Genomic DNA, 15,138 nt, shown 5'->3' with positions numbered 1-15,138 from the left:
GTAGCCCCAGCGGCCCAAGCCTGTGCGCAGGCGGGTCAATCCATCAATGAGGGCCCGCAGCACCCGGTCGGCGGAACTGCAGCGCCGCCAGCAGCGAAGCCAGCAGGATCAGCGCCCCGCCCAGCACGGTGCGCGTGTTCAGCGTGGCCGCGCCTAGCAAGGCCGACGACACGCTGGCGAACATCACCTCCGACAGCATGACCAGCGCGGTGGTGCCCGCCGCCAGGCGGGCGGCGCCAAATTGCAGCGCCCAGTTGCCCAGCATCAGCACCCCGGCCAGCAGCAGGCCGGTGACGACCCAGGTGGCATTGACGGCAGGGAAGGGTTCCACCACGCCCACTTGCAGGCCAATGCTGGCCACGGCCAGCGCCATGAGCATGCAGCCGCCAAACATCGAGAACATGCGCGCGGGCCCCGGCACGGTGTGCAGGCGGCGCAGCGTGACGTTGGTCAGCGCGAACATGAAACCGCCCAGCAACGCCAGAGCGTCGGCCAGCGACAGGTTCTGCAGCAGGCGCGATGCAGGCGCGCCCTCGGGCAGCAGCACCAGCACCACGCCGCAGAAAGCCAGCGCCAGGCGCAGCAGCGCCGCAGGGGTAGGGCGCTCGCCCAGCACCTTCCAGGCCAGCAGCACGGCCCAGGCGGGCATCAGATAGAACAGCAGGATCACGCGCACCACGTCGCCAATGGTCACGGCCCAGTTGAAGGCCACGTTGTTCAGCCCCGAGGCCAGCGCCAGCAGCCACAGCTGCGGATGCGCGCGCACCTGCTGCAGGATGCCGGGGCGCCACGCCAGCAGGGCCAGTAGCACCACCGCATACATGCAGGCCGTGGCCCACAAGGGGTGCAGCCCCGCCTGGTGCATGTGCTGGAACGGCCACCACGCCAGGCCCCAGACAAAGGCGTTGAATAAGAGTGCGGCGAAGGGGAGGGGAGAGTGCATTGAAGGGAAAAACAGGCGATAGCGCTAGTGGAATATGCGCTGAAAGCTATAAATTATGTAGCGGGTGGTTCCATGCTGCATAGCCAGCTAAAACTGGCACGCTTCAAGGCCAGTGCACCCGTGGAACTGGCTTTGCCAGGCCACTGGGTGCGTCACCCTCCCGCGCAGCGAGAGAGGGGGAAGACGCGTAGCGGCTCAGGGGGAGCCTTCAATAGCTCCAGGCCACCGGGTGCGTCCCCCTCCGGGGGAAGCGGCGAAGCCGCACAGGGGGGCTTCGCAATCAGGAGTCAATGGTGCGTATCGTGCCGCGCGATGTCCAACAGGTGGTTCACTTCGTCGCGGTGGTTCACGCAGTTGCGCTGGTGCCAGCGGCGGATGACCCACATGATGCCCGCCACCACCAGCCCGAAGGTGGTGATGGCACCAAACACCGACAGGCCCAGCTTGAGCGACAGGCTGTAGAACGCCCCCAGGCCCAGGATGCAGGCCTGCTCGTTGAAGTTCTGCACGGCAATCGACCGGCCTGCGCCCATGAGGTTGTGGCCCCGGTGCTGCAGCAGGGCGTTCATGGGCACTACCAGATAGCCGCCCAGGCCACCCAGCACGATGAGGAACGGAATGGCCAGCCAGATGTTGCTGATGAACACCATCAGGATCAGCAGCAAGCCCATCGCAATCCCCAGCGGGATCACGCGGGTGGCCATGTCCAGGCGCATGCGCATCGATGCCACCACGGCACCCACGGCGGTGCCGATGGCCACCACGCCGGTCAGGGCCGAGGCCTGGGTGGTGTTGTAGCCCAGGGCCACGGCGGCCCAGGCCAGCACGATGAACTTGAGGTTGCCACCGGCGCCCCAGAACAGGGTGGTGGTAGCCAGCGAGATCTGGCCCAGCTTGTCGCGCCACAGGCGGCTGTTGCAGGCCCAGAAGTCAGGCAGCAGGTTGAGCGCGTTGGCCACCACGCTGCGCGACGGGTCGGCGCGCAGGGGGCGCATCTCCACCCCGGTGTGCGGGATGCGGGTGTTGAACCAGGCAGCCAGCGCATAGACAGCGATCAGCGCTGCAATGGCGGCCTCGGCGGGGGTGTCCACGCCGGTGTCGATCACGGGAAAGTCAAAGCCCAGCAGCATGCCCGACAGCTGCTGCCCCACCAGCTGGCCGCCCAGCAGCACGCCCAGGATGATCGATGCAATGGTCAGGCCCTCGATCCAGCCGTTGGCCTTGACGAGCTGGGACGCGGGCAGCAGTTCGGTCAGGATGCCGTACTTGGCGGGCGAGTAGGCCGCAGCACCCAGCCCCACCACGGCGTAGGCCATGAGCGGGTGCGAGCCAAACAGCATCATCAGGCAACCCGCCACCTTGATGGCGTTGCTGACAAACATGACCTTGCCCTTGGGCAGCGCATCGGCAAAGGCGCCGACGAAGGGCGCCAGCACCACATAGAACAATGCGAACATGGGCACCAGGGCCGCGCGCTGCCACTCGGGGGCGCCTCCGGTGCGCAGGAGTTCCACAGCGGCTACGAAGAGTGCGTTGTCGGCCAGCGAGCTGAAAAACTGCGCCGACATGATGGTGTAAAAACCGCGCTTCATCGAATGGCTGGTGAGAGCATCAGTTGGGCTGATGCCCTGGTAAATGTGAAGAATCGTAGCGAGGGACAGGCGGTTATATCACGCGGATAAACGGCCACAGTGCCAGAATCCGGCGCTGGTCCCCCGGTAAATCCCTCGCTCCATCAGGTCTGTCCCATGCCCCGTCCCATTGCTGCCACCATCCACACCACGGCCCTGCACCACAACCTCGCGCGCGTGCGCCAGTCGGTGCCTGACGCCAAGGTGTGGGCGGTGGTCAAGGCCAATGCCTATGGCCATGGCATCGAGCGGGTGTACGAGGGCCTGCGCGGCGCCGACGGTTTTGCGCTGCTGGACCTGGCCGAGGCCGAGCGCGTGCGCCACCTGGGCTGGCGCGGGCCCATCCTGCTGCTCGAAGGCGTGTTCGAGCCGCGCGACCTGGAGCTGTGCTCGCGCCTGGGCCTGTGGCATGCGGTGCATTGCGACGAGCAGATCGACATGCTGGCCGCGCACAAGACCCAGGTGCCGCACCGGGTGTTCCTCAAGATGAATTCGGGCATGAACCGCCTGGGCTTCACGCCCGAGCGCTACCGCGCCGCGTGGGCCCGGCTCAATGCGCTGCCGCAGGTGGACGAGATTTCGTTCATGACCCACTTCAGCGACGCCGACGGCCCCCGTGGCATTGCGCACCAGATGGCGGCCTTCAACGCCGCCGCGCAGGACCTGCCTGGCGAGCGCAGCCTGAGCAACAGTGCCGCCACGCTGCGCCACGCGCAGGATGCGGGCGTGCGCGCCGACTGGGTGCGCGCGGGCATCGTGGTCTATGGCAGCGCGCCGGACTTCCCCGAGCACCATGCCGGCCACTGGGGGTTGCAACCCACCATGACGCTGTCCACGCGCCTCATCGCCACCCAGCAACTGCAGGCGGGCGACACCGTGGGCTATGGCTCGCGCTTCACGGCCGACGGCCCGCTCACCATTGGCATCGCCGCCTGTGGCTACGCCGACGGCTACCCCCGCCACTGCGACACCGGCACGCCGGTGCTGGTGAACGGCGTGCGCACGCGCCTGGTGGGGCGGGTGAGCATGGACATGGTGACCGTGGACCTCACGCCCCTGCAGCAGGCGGGTGTGGAGGTGGGCTTTGGCAGCGAGGTCACGCTCTGGGGCCGCGCCAGCAATGGCGTGGTGTTGCCCATCGACGAGGTGGCGCAGGCGGCAGGCACCGTGGGCTACGAGCTGATGTGCGCCCTGGCGCAGCGCGTGCCGGTGGTGGTGGACGCCGGGGCCTGAAGCCCCCTTCATTGGCGTGCGGCAGGGCGCGGTTCGCGCACAAGTTCACGCCGCAGGGCCCGCCGGTGTGGGGCGCGGCCTGAAACTGGTGTGAAATGGCGCCGTCTGTTTGCCACCACGCGCAGCGCGCTCCTTCCATGGCCACACCCCGCAGCAACTCCTCTGGCTCCAAGAAAAAAAGCAGCTCCACCTGGCGCTCGGTGCGCATGCCGCACCACGGCGCGGTGGCGCGCAGCCTGCAGCAGCGCTACAGCCTGCGCTGGCATGGGCTGCTGATCGGCAGCTTCACGCTGCTGCTGATGTGGGCCACCTCGCACGTGCAAATGGTGCTGGGCGTGGATTCGCTGGCGCTGCGGTACCTGGTCACGCTGTCGGTGGGCTATGTCGGTTATCTGCTGGTGCTGCGCGCCTGGGCGGCACGGCTGGTGCGTCGGGACGGGTCGGCGGGCGACGGCAGCAGTGTGGAATTGCCCGACATCTCCTGGCCCAGTGGCAATGGCCCCTCCGGGGGCGGCCAGGTGCCCTTGCCGCGCACCGGCGGTGGCAACTTTGGCGGCGGTGGCGCATCGGGGGACTTTGGGGGCGGGTGGACGCAGGGCCTGTCCAGCGGGGGCTCCGGCAGCGACTCCAGCGTGCTGGGCGATATTGCCGGGGGCGCGGCCGATGCGCTGGGCAGCGCCGACGAGGGCGCCGTGGTGGTCGTGCCCGTGGTGGCCATCTTTCTCATCGGTGCGGCGCTGATCCTGGGCGCGGGCTCGCTCGCCATGCTGTTCTTTGGCTGGGATGTGCTGCTCACGGTGGCGGTGGAGATTGCCTTCTCGGTGGCCACGGCCCGCGCCGCCGTGGGGGTGGAGCGCGAGGGCTGGCTCAGCGCCGCCGTGCGGCTGACCTGGAAGCCGCTGCTGGGCGCGCTGGTCTGCGCCGTGCTGCTGGGCGCCACCATCGACCACTTCCTGCCCCATGTGCATTCGCTGCCCGAGGCGCTGCGCGTGATCCAGGGGCGCTGATTTGCTCTTTATTTGATAGCTGCCAGGGTATATTGCACTAGCGCTTGGGGCAAAAATCCCTTCAAAAGCGTTGGAAACCCCCTGTGGGGCCCTTAACGGGAGGACCGGCCCTTGCCATGGCCACAGTCCTCGCCAGTCTCCAGGGGCGGCAGCGCATCCAGGTTGGCCCGCACCTGCGCCAGCAGGGCCAGCAACTGCGCCTGGGTGTCGTCGTCGCAGCCCGCCAGCACCTGGGCCGACAGGGTCTGCCGCGCGGCCTGCAGCGCCTGGTAAAGCGCCTGGCCCTCGGCGCTCAGCGTGAGGCACAGGCTGCGCCGGTCTTCGGCGTGCGGCTGGCGTTCCAGCCACCCCTTGTCCTGCAACAGGCCCAGCATGCGCGCCACCTGGGCCTTGTCGGCGCCGCTGTGGCGCACCAGCTCTTTCTGCGTGGCGCCGGGGTGGCGGCCAATGAAGTTCAGCGCGCGCACTTCATTGAAGGTCAGGTCCGGATGCACGGAGGTCATCGCGCGCACCATGCGCGCCCGGTAGGCGTGCATCAGGTCGTGCAGGGCTTCAAACACATCGGGGCGGGCACGTGGGGGCATGGCGTGGCTATCGGTTGACAAAGTCAACTGAATGGCGGATGATTTGGTTGATTAAATCAACATTTTACGCCATGAACGCTTCCTTGCCCCTGGCCGCCGCGGCCCCCTCCCTCGCCATCGAGCGCATTCGCCACCCTTTGCAGGGCCGCCATCTCCAGGTGGTGCGCCGCACCCAGGTCAGCCCCGGCTTTGTGCGGCTGACCCTGGCTGGCCCCGAGCTGGCGGGCTTTGTGAGCGCCGGGTTCGACGACCACCTCAAGCTCATCCTTCCCTCGCCCGGGCAAGACCGCCCCACCTTGCCCACCCTGCAGGACGGCCGCCCCGTGTTTGACGGCCCACGCCCCGTGCTGCGCGACTACACCCCCGCGCGTTTTGACGCCGCAGCGGGCGAGCTGGACATCGAGGTCGCCCTGCACGACGCCGGCCCCGCCACCGACTGGGCCGCCAGCGCCACCGTGGGCCAGTGGGTGGGCATTGCCGGGCCGCGCGGCAGCATGGTGGTGCCCACCGGGTTTGACTGGCACTGGCTGCTGGGCGACGAAACCGCGCTGCCTGCCATCGCCCGCCGCCTGGCCGAGCTGCCCGCCCGTGCGGTGGCCACCGTGCGTATCCAGCTGAGCAACCCGGCCGACCAGCGCACGCTGGCGAGCGCGGCGCAGGTGGATCTCCAATGGGTGAGCGCGCTGCCTGCCGCTGTGGAGGCGCTGTCGCTGCCGCCCGGCGCGGGCTTTGTCTGGGCTGCGGGCGAACACAGCGACATGGCCGCCGTGCGCCGCGCCGTGCTGGCCAAGCCGGGCGTGGACCCGAAACGCATGCGCATCTCCGCCTACTGGAAGCGCGGCGCTGCGGACCACCACGAGGACCTGGCGAGCGCTGCGTAGTCGGCCCTTGCTTGCTACATCACTCTCGACTTTCCTCTCAGCGCAGCAGCGTCAGCGCCGCCGCCTTTTGCACCGCCTGCGTCACGTGCTGCAGCGCCTGCACATTCAGGCGCCAGCACTGCCAGTACAGCGGCACATCAACGGGCTTGTTCGCAATCAGCTCGACCAGGGCACCGGTTGCCAGGTCGTCCTCCACCAGCGGGTCGGGGGTCATGCCCCAGCCCAGGCTGGCGCGCGTGGCTTTGACGAAGGCATGCGCCTCGGGCAGCCAGTGCACGGGCGGTGCGAGCTTGCGGCGCGTGATGCGGCTCACAAAACGCGCCTGCAGCGCATCCTTGCGGTTGAACACCAGCATGGGTGCCTGCGCCAGTGTGGTGGCGTTCACGCCCTGCGCAAAGTGGCGCTCCATGAACGCAGGGCTTGCGAGCGCGCGGTAGCGCAGCGTGCCCAGCGGCAGCACCTGGCAGCCCTGCACGGGCTGCGGGTCGGCCGTCACGGCGGCCATCACGCGGCCCTCGCGCAGCAGGTTGGCCGAGTGGTCCTGGTCTTCCACATGGATGTCGAAAGTGATGGCCTGCCCCTCGGCCGCCTGCGCCATGGCCTGGGGGAACCAGGTGGCCAGCGAGTCGGCATTCACGCCAATCGCCAGCCGCGTGGTGCTGTGCTGCCCGCCGCCAATGGTGGCCAGCGCGTCGGCCTCGCTCAGCGCCACCTCACGCGCATGGCGGTACAGCGCCTGCCCGGCCTCGGTGGGCGTGCAGGGCGTGGCGCGGCGTACCAGCACCTGGCCCACGCGCTCTTCCAGCAGCTTGATGCGCTGCGACACCGCCGAGCGCGTGACATGCAGCACGGCCGCCGCCCGCTCGAAGCTGCCTTCATCGATCACCGTGGCAAAGGCGTTGAGCTGGGCGGAGTCGAGTTGCATGGGTGGTTAGCCATTCTGACGGATCGTTAAAAAGTATAGCTGGCGTCAACGCAGGCCCTTGGCCAGAATCCCTGCCCATGGTCTCCACTGCCTTCGTTCACGGTTTCACTTCCACTGCCATGCTCATCATGGCCATTGGCGCGCAAAACGCATTTGTGCTGCGCCAGGGTCTGCGGCGCGAGCATGTGATGCCCGTGGTGATGGTGTGTGCGCTGTCGGACGCGCTACTGCTGCAGGTGGGCGTGTGGGGCATGGGCGGCGTGCTACTGGCCCGGCCCGAATGGGCGCAGCTCATGCGCTGGGCGGGCGCGTTGTTTTTGCTGGTCTACGCCGCGCAGACCGCCGCCCGCGCCTTGCGCCCCGGCCAGTTGCTGGTGGCTACCAGCGGCCCGGGCACCAGCCTGCGCAGCACGCTGGCCACGGTGGTGGCGCTCACCTGGCTCAACCCGCATGTGTACCTGGACACCGTGGTGCTGCTGGGCACCATGGCCACGCCATACCCGGCCTGGGGGCGTGCGCTGTTTGCGGCGGGTGGCTCGCTGGCCAGCGCGCTGTGGTTCTTGCTGATCGGCCTGGGCGCCCGCTGGCTGGCCCCGTTGTTTGCCACACCCGGTGCCTGGCGGGTGCTGGATGGGGTGACGGCCACCACCATGCTGGTGCTGGCAGGGGTGATGGCTCTAAGCTAAGAAGAATAAGTTCGTTTTCTAAAAGCGCCGCTTGGGGGATAGTCTGGCCATTCAGCATTTTTTGGCGTTTATGCCTATCCTCCCGTCCATGCGCTTCAAACACCTTCTCCTGGCCGCCGCCGTTGTTGCGGCCCTGCCCCTGGCCGCACAGTCCGCCACATTCCGCTGGTCCCGCTCGGTGGACATTTCCACCTGGGACATCCACACCCAGAACGTGGGTGTGAACAACACCATGCACGGCGCGGTGTACGACACGCTGGTCGAATACAACAGCAAGACCTTCAAGCCCGAGCCGTCGCTCGCCACCGAGTGGAAGCTCATCAAGCCCACGCAGCTGCGCCTGACCTTGCGCAAGGGCGTGAAGTTCAGCGACGGCAGTGAGTTCACGGCCGACGACGCCAAGTTCTCGCTGGAGCGCGCCAAGGCCAAAAGCTCCAACTTCGCCGTCTACACCCAGGGCATTGACCGTGTGGAAAAAGTCGATGCATACACCATCGACATCCACTCCGACCTGCCCAACCCGGTGCTAGTGAACCAGCTGACCGAGCTGCGCATCATGAGCAAGGCCTGGGCCGAAAAGAACAAGTCGGTCGAGCCCAAGGACATCAAGACCAAGGACGAGAACTTTGCCCACCGCAATGCGCTGGGCACCGGCCCCTACCAGCTCAAGCAGTGGACGCCCGACCAGCGCGTGGTGCTGGAGCCCAACCCCCACTGGTGGGGCAAGGGCAAGTACCCCACCAACTTGACCGAGATCGTCTACACCCCCATCAAGGCCGACGCCACGCGCACAGCGGCGCTGCTGTCGGGTGAGGTGGATTTTGTGATCGACCCGAGCCTGCAGGACCTGGCGCGCATCAAGCAGACGCCCAACCTGCAGGTGCTCGAAGGGCCCGAGTACCGCACCATCTTCCTGGGGCTGGACCAGTTCCGCGACGAGCTGCCCGGCTCGGACGTGAAGGGCAAGAACCCGCTGAAGGACCTGCGCGTGCGCAAGGCGCTGTACCAGGCCATCGACATCCAGTCCATCCAGCGCGTGGTGCTGCGTGGCCTGGCCCAGCCCACGGGCACACTCATCGCCAACCAGGTCAACGGCTGGACCAAGAAGGCCGACGTGCGCTACCCCTACGACCCCAAGGCCGCGCAAAAGCTGCTGGCCGATGCGGGCTACCCCAACGGGTTTGAGGTGGACTTTGCCTGCAGCGCGGGCCGCTACATCAACGACGAGCAGCTGTGCCAGGCCATCACCTCACACTGGGCCAAGGTGGGCGTGAAGGCCAAGCTGCGCTCGCTGCCGTTTGCCACCTACTTTCCGATGATCCAGCGCAACGAAGCCAGCATCTACCTGCTGGGCTGGGGTGTGCCCACGTTCGATGCGTTCTACAGCCTGCAGTCGCTGGTGCGTACGACGGGCGCGGGTGGGGACGGCAACTTCAACCTGGGCCGGTTCTCCGACCCGCAGATGGATGCGCTGATCGAGCGCGTGAAGAAGGAAACGGACACCGCCACGCGCAACGGCCTGATCGAGCAGGCGCTGATCAAGGAGCATGAGTTGGTGTCGCACATCCCGCTGTACAACCAGGTGATTCCGTGGGCGGGCACCAAGAAGGTGGACATCATCCACCGCGCCGACAACCGCATCGACTGGCGGTATCTGAAGGTGAACTGATCCCGGTAGCCAGCAAAAAGCCCCGGTGCTTCGAGCCAGAAGCACCGGGGCTTTTTTGCGTCCGCAGGTGGCGTATCAGGCCAGCGCGCGCTGCACGGCGGGGCGCTGCAGCATGCGCTGCGTGTGTGCAAACACCTTCGGGAACTGGGCGATGTCCACGCCATCGCTCTTCAGCCAAGTGCCGATAGTGAACAGGTAGCCGTCGGCCACGGTGTACTGCTCGCCCATCACCCAGGGGCCCTGGTCCGCCTGCGGCAGGTAGTGGGTTTCGATGAGGTGAAAGCACTCGGTCATGTTCTGCGGCACCTTGCGCTGCATCGCCGCCTGGGCTTCGGGCTCGTCGGCCCAGCGGCTGGCGCGGGGGCGGTGCGCATGGGCGATGTGCACGGTGGACGCGAGGTAGCTGTGGAATTCTTGCAGGCGCGCAAAGCCATGCGCGTCGGCGGGCGCCAGGCGCGCCTCTGGAAAGCTCTGCGCCACGTAGGCCAGCAGGGCAGGGGTCTCCGTCAGCGTGCCGTGCGGCGTGGCCAGCGCGGGCACGCGGCCCTTGGGGTTCACCGCCAGGTACTCGGGCGTGCGTTGCTGGCCGGCGGCGAAGTCCACGCGCACCAGGTCGTAGGGGGCGCCCGCTTCTTCCAGAGCGATGCGAACGGCCTGCGCGCAGGTGCCGGGGGTGTAGTACAGCGTGAGTTGGGTCATGGTTGGTTTGCTATAAATTAAATAGCTGCTGGCGCATATTCCACTAGCGCCTGCAGTCGATTTTGCTTGAAATGAATCAGTACAGGCCCCGCGTGCGCGCCATCAGCCGCGTGAGGCCCAGCAGGGCGTCTGTGTGCGGCGTGGGCGTGTGGGTGATCTGCCCCAGCTCGCGCACCGCGCCCACCAGGGCGTCGATCTCCATGGGCTTGCCCGCCTCCACATCCTGCAGCATCGAGGTCTTGAATGCACCCAGCTTGCGCGTGACGGCGTGGCGGTCCTCGGGCTGCTGGTCGATGGGCAGGCCCAACTGGTCGCCGATGGCCTTTGCTTCCAGCATCACCGCGCTGACAAAGCCGCGCACCAGCTCGTCGTCCAGGATGCGGTCGGTGGTGGCGCCGGTGAGGGCGCTGATGGGGTTCATGGTGAGGTTGCCCCAGAGCTTGAACCAGATGTCCTTCTGGATGCAGTCGCTCACTTCCACATCGATGCCGCCGCGCTGCAGCGTGTCGGCCAGTGCTTGCAGGCGCGGGCTGCGGCTGCCGTCCGGTTCGCCCACGATGAGGCGGTTGCCAAAGTGCTGGCGGACGAAACCCGGAGCCTCCAGCGAGCAGCTGGTGTGCACCACACTGCCCACCACGTTGCGCGCCGGGACGGCCTGGGCAATCACGCCCCCCCGCGTCCACGGATTCAAGGGCATGCCCCTGCGCCGCACCGCCAAAGCCGTCGAGGAACCACCACGGCACGCCGTTCATGGCGGTGAGCACGATGGTGTCGGGCCCGATCAGCGGCGCCATGGCACGCGCCACGTCGGGCAGGCCCGGGGCCTTGACGGCCACCACCACCAGGTCCTGCACGCCGAGTGCGGCCGGGTCGCTGTGGGCCGTGACGGGCACCTGCGCCAGCGAGCCGTCGGCGCGCCGCATGCGCAGCCCCTCGGCCTGCAGGGCGCGCAGCGTGTCACCCCGCGCCACCATGCTGACGGTGTGGCCCGCTTGCGCCAGGGCCACGCCCAGCCAGCCGCCGATCGCGCCTGCGCCGTAGATACATGCTTTCATGGATGTCTGTCCTTGAGTCTGAAAGAAGAAAAGTTCAGTAGCCTGCGGGCCGGGTGGGGGCGGCGTCGGTCGCGCTGCGGTAGCGTGCCAGCAGCTCCTGCGCAGCACTCACCAGCAGCATGGTGTCCACGCCTACGGCCACAAACAGCGCGCCCGCTGCCAGCCACTGGCGCGCCTGTGATTCGGTGGTGGCCAGGATGCCCGGCGCCTTGCCTGCGCGCAGGATGCGCGCGATGCCGTCGTGGATGGCGGCCTGCACGTCAGGGTGCCCCGGGTTGCCCGGGTGGCCCATCGAGGCCGACAGGTCGGCCGGGCCGATGAACACGCCGTCCACGCCGGGCGTGGCGGCAATCGCGTCGAGGTTCGCCATTGCTTCTACCGTCTCGGCCTGTACCAGCAGGCAGATCTGCTGGTTGGCCTCGTGCACATACTGCGGGTACGCCTGCCAGCGCGACGAACGGGCCAGCGCGCTGCCCATGCCGCGCACGCCCTCGGGCGCATAGCGCGTGGCGCGCACCAGTTGCTGGGCCTGCTCGGGCGTATCGACCATGGGAACTAATAAGGTCTGTGCGCCGATGTCCAGGTACTGCTTGATCAATGCCGTGTCACCCACCGGCACCCGGGCGATGGGGTGGGGCGCCTGCACGCCTGGCGGCAGGGCGCTGGTGGCACTGGCGATGGCCTGCAGCTGGTGCAGGATGGAGCGCAGGTCGTTGGGCGCATGTTCGCCATCGACCAGCAGCCAGTCGTAGCCGGTGCCTGCGAGGATTTCGGCGCTGTAGGCGTTGGCCAGCCCGAGCCAGAGGCCGATTTGCGCCTGGCCTTGGGCCATGGCCTGTTTGAAGCGGTTGGTGGGTGTCTGCAATGTCAACTCCGTGCGGTGCCAAGCCCGCCATCGTACGGGCTGCGGCGGATCGATGTGGGCATGGCCGCTATAGTCGGCTGCCCCTGCATCGGGGCGCCTCACCGACACCTGCCATGGCCAAAGAAAAAACTACGTTCACCTGCACCGAGTGCGGCGGCACCAGCCCGCGCTGGCTGGGCAAATGCTCGTCATGCGGCGCCTGGAACACGCTGATCGAGCAGGTGGCCGAGGCCGGGCCGGGCAAGAACCGCCTGAGCACGCCGCAAGGCTACGCGGGCCTGGCCAACGCGCAGCCCGTCCTGCCGCTGGCCGCCATCGAGGCCCAGGACGTGGCCCGCACCCCCAGCGGCATCGACGAGCTGGACCGTGTGCTGGGCGGCGGCATTGTGGAAGGGGGCGTGGTGCTCATCGGGGGCGATCCGGGCATCGGCAAATCGACCCTGCTGCTGCAGGCCATGGACGCGCTGCAGCGCGCGGGCCTGCCCACGCTGTATGTGACGGGTGAGGAGAGCGGAGCGCAGGTGGCGCTGCGTTCGCGGCGCCTGGGCATCGACGGCAGCCAGGTGCAGCTGCTGGCCGAGATCCAGCTCGAAAAGATTCTGGCGACCGTGGAGGCCACGCAGCCCGCCGTGGTGGTCATCGACTCCATCCAGACCACCTACTCCGACCAGCTCACCAGCGCGCCGGGCTCCGTCGCCCAGGTGCGGGAATGCGCAGCGCACCTCACGCGCATGGCCAAGGGCACGGGCATTGCTGTCATTCTGGTGGGCCACGTCACCAAGGAGGGCGCCCTTGCGGGGCCGCGTGTGCTGGAACACATGGTGGACACGGTGCTGTACTTCGAAGGCGACACGCACAGCCAGTTCCGCCTGGTGCGGGCCATCAAGAACCGCTTCGGCGCGGTCAACGAGATCGGCGTGTTCGCCATGACTGAGAAGGGCCTCAAGGGCGTGAGCAACCCGAGCGCCATCTTCTTGAGCCAGCATTCCGAGCCCGTGCCCGGCAGCTGCGTGATGGTGACGTTGGAGGGCACACGCCCGCTGCTGGTGGAGATCCAGGCCCTGGTGGACAGTGGCGGCCCCAGCCCCCGGCGCCTGTCGGTGGGCCTGGACAAGGACCGCCTGGCCATGCTGCTGGCCGTGCTGCACCGCCATGCGGGGGTGGCCTGCATGGACCAGGACGTGTTTGTGAATGCGGTGGGCGGTGTGCGCATCAGCGAACCGGCCGCCGACCTGGCGGTGATGTTGTCCATCACCTCCAGCCTGCGGGGCAAGGCGCTGCCGCGCGGCTTTCTGGCGTTTGGCGAAGTGGGGCTGGCCGGTGAGGTGCGGCCTGCGCCCCGGGGGCAGGAGCGCCTGAAGGAAGCCGCCAAGCTGGGTTTCAGCGTGGCCGTGGTGCCCAAGGCCAATGCGCCCAAAAAACCCATCGAAGGGCTCACCATCCACGCCGTCGAGCGGGTGGAAGAGGCCATGAACGTGGTGCGCGGTCTGTAAGCAATGCCCACAGCGCCATGTCCGTGGCGCCATAAGACAATCTCGACCTATGAACTTGCGCAATATCCTGGTGCCCCTGGGGGCGGTGGCCCTGATCGGGTTTGGTTTTTATGCCTACGGCTGGGCCGGGGTGGCTGCCGTGGCCGGTGGAATGCTCATGTGGGGCCTGCTGCACTTCACGCGGCTGATGAGCGTGATGCAAAAGGCCGCCAAGCGCCCCATCGGGTATGTGGGCAGCGCCGTGATGCTCAACGCCCGGCTGACGAAGGGCGTGAACCTCATGCACGTGGTGGCCATGACCCAGGCGCTGGGAGAGCGCGTTTCGGCCGAAAACGTGCAGCCCGAGGTCTACCGCTGGACCGACGGCACCCGCTCGTACGTGACCTGCGAGTTCCAGCAGGGCAAGCTGGTGGTGTGGACCCTGGTCCGCCCCCAGGACAACCCTGCCGCTGATGGAGAAGGCGCGCCGCCCGCCGCCCCGTAAAATCCTGGTTTTGCGACCCACAGCAACCAAAGGACACCCATGAGCCCCGTAGTTCCCTCGATGGCCGACCGTGACGGCAAGATCTGGATGGACGGCCAGATGGTCGATTGGCGCGACGCCAAGATCCACGTGCTGACCCACACCCTGCATTACGGCTGCGGCGCCTTCGAAGGCGTGCGCGCCTACAACACCGCCAATGGCACGGCGATCTTCCGCCTGGAAGAGCACACCGACCGCCTCTTCAACAGCGCCAAGATCCTGCGCATGAAGATCCCGTTCACCAAGGAAGAGGTGAATGAGGCCCAGAAAGCCGTGGTGCGCGAAAACAAGCTCGAATCCTGCTATCTGCGTCCATTGACCTGGATCGGCTCGCAAAAGCTGGGTGTTTCGCCCAAGGGCAACCAGATTCATCTGATGGTCGCTGCCTGGGCCTGGGGTGCCTATCTGGGCGAGGAAGGCCTCAAGCGCGGCATCCGCGTCAAGACCAGCAGCTACACCCGCCACCACGTCAACATCACCATGACGCAGGCGAAGGCGGTGAGCAACTACACCAACTCCATCCTCGCCAATATGGAAGCCACGGACGACGGCTACGACGAAGCCCTGCTGCTGGACAGCTCGGGTTTTGTGTCTGAAGGCGCGGGCGAAAACATCTTTGTGATCAAGAACGGCGTGATCTACACGCCCGACCTGTCGGCCGGTGCCCTGAACGGCATCACCCGCAACACCGTGTTCCACATCGCCAAGGACCTGGGCCTGGAGATCGTGCAAAAGCGCATCACGCGCGACGAGGTGTACATCGCCGATGAGGCCTTCTTCACCGGCACGGCCGCTGAAGTCACGCCCATCCGCGAACTCGACCGCATCGAGCTGGGCAGCGGATCGCGCGGCCCGATCACCGAAAAAATCCAAAGCGCCTTCTTCGACATCGTCGGTGGCCGCAATCCGAAATACGCCCACTGGCTGAGCAAGGTCTGAAGAAC

14 protein-coding genes and 1 pseudogene are annotated in these 15,138 nt (G+C 67.3%); 8 read left to right on the top strand and 7 right to left on the bottom strand.

The window, feature by feature from the left end; all coding sequences use genetic code 11:
- Positions 1 to 43: 43 nt before the first annotated feature.
- Both ATF69_RS06420 and lplT read right to left on the bottom strand, forming a co-directional pair.
- Positions 44 to 943 (bottom strand): DMT family transporter, encoded by a 900-nt coding sequence (locus ATF69_RS06420; protein WP_099731528.1) that lies wholly within the window; start codon positions 941 to 943, stop codon positions 44 to 46.
- Between the two features lie 287 nt (positions 944 to 1,230).
- On the bottom strand, positions 1,231 to 2,535 hold the full coding sequence (gene lplT / locus ATF69_RS06415) for a lysophospholipid transporter LplT (protein WP_056057261.1): 1,305 nt from the start codon (positions 2,533 to 2,535) through the stop codon (positions 1,231 to 1,233).
- A gap of 156 nt (positions 2,536 to 2,691) precedes the next feature.
- Between lplT and alr the strand changes: the two genes are divergently transcribed.
- Both alr and ATF69_RS06405 read left to right on the top strand, forming a co-directional pair.
- Positions 2,692 to 3,807, top strand: coding sequence for an alanine racemase (gene alr / locus ATF69_RS06410; RefSeq protein ID WP_146870243.1), 1,116 nt, complete (start codon positions 2,692 to 2,694; stop codon positions 3,805 to 3,807).
- Positions 3,808 to 3,944: 137 nt separating this feature from the next.
- The gene (locus ATF69_RS06405) at positions 3,945 to 4,814 is read left to right on the top strand and encodes a hypothetical protein (RefSeq protein ID WP_146870242.1); all 870 of its coding nucleotides are present in this window, start codon (positions 3,945 to 3,947) and stop codon (positions 4,812 to 4,814) included.
- A gap of 92 nt (positions 4,815 to 4,906) precedes the next feature.
- Here ATF69_RS06405 and ATF69_RS23385 read toward each other — a convergent pair whose 3' ends face one another.
- Positions 4,907 to 5,398 (bottom strand): MarR family transcriptional regulator, encoded by a 492-nt coding sequence (locus tag ATF69_RS23385; RefSeq protein WP_146870241.1) that lies wholly within the window; start codon positions 5,396 to 5,398, stop codon positions 4,907 to 4,909.
- A gap of 71 nt (positions 5,399 to 5,469) precedes the next feature.
- On the opposite strand from ATF69_RS23385, the gene ATF69_RS06395 reads away from it, so the two are divergent.
- Positions 5,470 to 6,279, top strand: a complete 810-nt coding sequence (locus ATF69_RS06395) for a siderophore-interacting protein (protein ID WP_146870240.1) — start codon at positions 5,470 to 5,472, stop codon at positions 6,277 to 6,279.
- A gap of 37 nt (positions 6,280 to 6,316) precedes the next feature.
- On the opposite strand, the gene ATF69_RS06390 is transcribed toward ATF69_RS06395, so the two are convergent.
- Complete coding sequence (locus tag ATF69_RS06390) at positions 6,317 to 7,204, bottom strand: LysR family transcriptional regulator ArgP (RefSeq protein ID WP_146870239.1); 888 nt, start codon at positions 7,202 to 7,204, stop codon at positions 6,317 to 6,319.
- Positions 7,205 to 7,281: 77 nt separating this feature from the next.
- Here ATF69_RS06390 and ATF69_RS06385 point away from each other — a divergent pair, with 77 nt between their 5' ends.
- Positions 7,282 to 7,890 carry a LysE/ArgO family amino acid transporter gene (locus ATF69_RS06385; protein ID WP_146870238.1) on the top strand — a complete coding sequence of 203 codons (609 nt, stop codon included), beginning with the start codon at positions 7,282 to 7,284 and terminating at the stop codon, positions 7,888 to 7,890.
- Positions 7,891 to 7,978: 88 nt separating this feature from the next.
- Positions 7,979 to 9,559, top strand: a complete 1,581-nt coding sequence (locus ATF69_RS06380; RefSeq protein ID WP_108498040.1) for an ABC transporter substrate-binding protein — start codon at positions 7,979 to 7,981, stop codon at positions 9,557 to 9,559.
- A gap of 75 nt (positions 9,560 to 9,634) precedes the next feature.
- Here the strand turns inward: ATF69_RS06380 and ATF69_RS06375 are convergent, their stop codons facing one another.
- From ATF69_RS06375 to hpaI, 3 genes and pseudogenes are all read right to left on the bottom strand, one after another.
- A complete protein-coding gene (locus tag ATF69_RS06375) occupies positions 9,635 to 10,258 on the bottom strand; it encodes a glutathione S-transferase family protein (RefSeq protein WP_146870237.1) in 624 nt (207 codons plus the stop codon).
- A gap of 76 nt (positions 10,259 to 10,334) precedes the next feature.
- Positions 10,335 to 11,313: pseudogene (locus ATF69_RS06370) on the bottom strand (2-dehydropantoate 2-reductase).
- A 34-nt stretch (positions 11,314 to 11,347) separates the two neighbouring features.
- Positions 11,348 to 12,178 carry a 4-hydroxy-2-oxoheptanedioate aldolase gene (gene hpaI / locus ATF69_RS06365; protein ID WP_146870236.1) on the bottom strand — a complete coding sequence of 277 codons (831 nt, stop codon included), beginning with the start codon at positions 12,176 to 12,178 and terminating at the stop codon, positions 11,348 to 11,350.
- Positions 12,179 to 12,291: 113 nt separating this feature from the next.
- Here hpaI and radA point away from each other — a divergent pair, with 113 nt between their 5' ends.
- From radA to ATF69_RS06350, 3 genes are read left to right on the top strand one after another with little or no spacing between them, the layout of a single operon-like run.
- A complete protein-coding gene (gene radA / locus ATF69_RS06360; RefSeq protein WP_146870235.1) occupies positions 12,292 to 13,671 on the top strand; it encodes a DNA repair protein RadA in 1,380 nt (459 codons plus the stop codon).
- Positions 13,672 to 13,720: 49 nt separating this feature from the next.
- Positions 13,721 to 14,155: a glycerate kinase gene (locus ATF69_RS06355; RefSeq protein WP_146870234.1), complete on the top strand. Its 435-nt coding sequence runs from the start codon at positions 13,721 to 13,723 to the stop codon at positions 14,153 to 14,155.
- Positions 14,156 to 14,194: 39 nt separating this feature from the next.
- Positions 14,195 to 15,133: a branched-chain amino acid transaminase gene (locus ATF69_RS06350; RefSeq protein ID WP_056057294.1), complete on the top strand. Its 939-nt coding sequence runs from the start codon at positions 14,195 to 14,197 to the stop codon at positions 15,131 to 15,133.
- The last annotated feature ends 5 nt before the right edge of the window (positions 15,134 to 15,138 follow it).

This window comes from Acidovorax delafieldii (assembly GCF_007993815.1).
Lineage (GTDB): Bacteria > Pseudomonadota > Gammaproteobacteria > Burkholderiales > Burkholderiaceae_C > Acidovorax > Acidovorax delafieldii.
The sequence above is the reverse complement of the archived record's forward strand: the minus strand, read 5'-3'. Positions and strand labels throughout refer to the sequence as shown.

Coding starts and splice junctions, on each gene's coding strand:
- alr (WP_146870243.1), top strand. CDS start 2,692: ATGCCCCGTCCCATTGCTGCCACCATCCACACCACGGCCCTGCACCAC.
- ATF69_RS06375 (WP_146870237.1), bottom strand. CDS start 10,258: ATGACCCAACTCACGCTGTACTACACCCCCGGCACCTGCGCGCAGGCC.
- ATF69_RS06390 (WP_146870239.1), bottom strand. CDS start 7,204: ATGCAACTCGACTCCGCCCAGCTCAACGCCTTTGCCACGGTGATCGAT.
- radA (WP_146870235.1), top strand. CDS start 12,292: ATGGCCAAAGAAAAAACTACGTTCACCTGCACCGAGTGCGGCGGCACC.
- ATF69_RS23385 (WP_146870241.1), bottom strand. CDS start 5,398: ATGCCCCCACGTGCCCGCCCCGATGTGTTTGAAGCCCTGCACGACCTG.
- ATF69_RS06420 (WP_099731528.1), bottom strand. CDS start 943: ATGCACTCTCCCCTCCCCTTCGCCGCACTCTTATTCAACGCCTTTGTC.
- ATF69_RS06395 (WP_146870240.1), top strand. CDS start 5,470: ATGAACGCTTCCTTGCCCCTGGCCGCCGCGGCCCCCTCCCTCGCCATC.
- ATF69_RS06385 (WP_146870238.1), top strand. CDS start 7,282: ATGGTCTCCACTGCCTTCGTTCACGGTTTCACTTCCACTGCCATGCTC.
- ATF69_RS06380 (WP_108498040.1), top strand. CDS start 7,979: ATGCGCTTCAAACACCTTCTCCTGGCCGCCGCCGTTGTTGCGGCCCTG.
- ATF69_RS06355 (WP_146870234.1), top strand. CDS start 13,721: ATGAACTTGCGCAATATCCTGGTGCCCCTGGGGGCGGTGGCCCTGATC.
- ATF69_RS06405 (WP_146870242.1), top strand. CDS start 3,945: ATGGCCACACCCCGCAGCAACTCCTCTGGCTCCAAGAAAAAAAGCAGC.
- ATF69_RS06350 (WP_056057294.1), top strand. CDS start 14,195: ATGAGCCCCGTAGTTCCCTCGATGGCCGACCGTGACGGCAAGATCTGG.
- lplT (WP_056057261.1), bottom strand. CDS start 2,535: ATGAAGCGCGGTTTTTACACCATCATGTCGGCGCAGTTTTTCAGCTCG.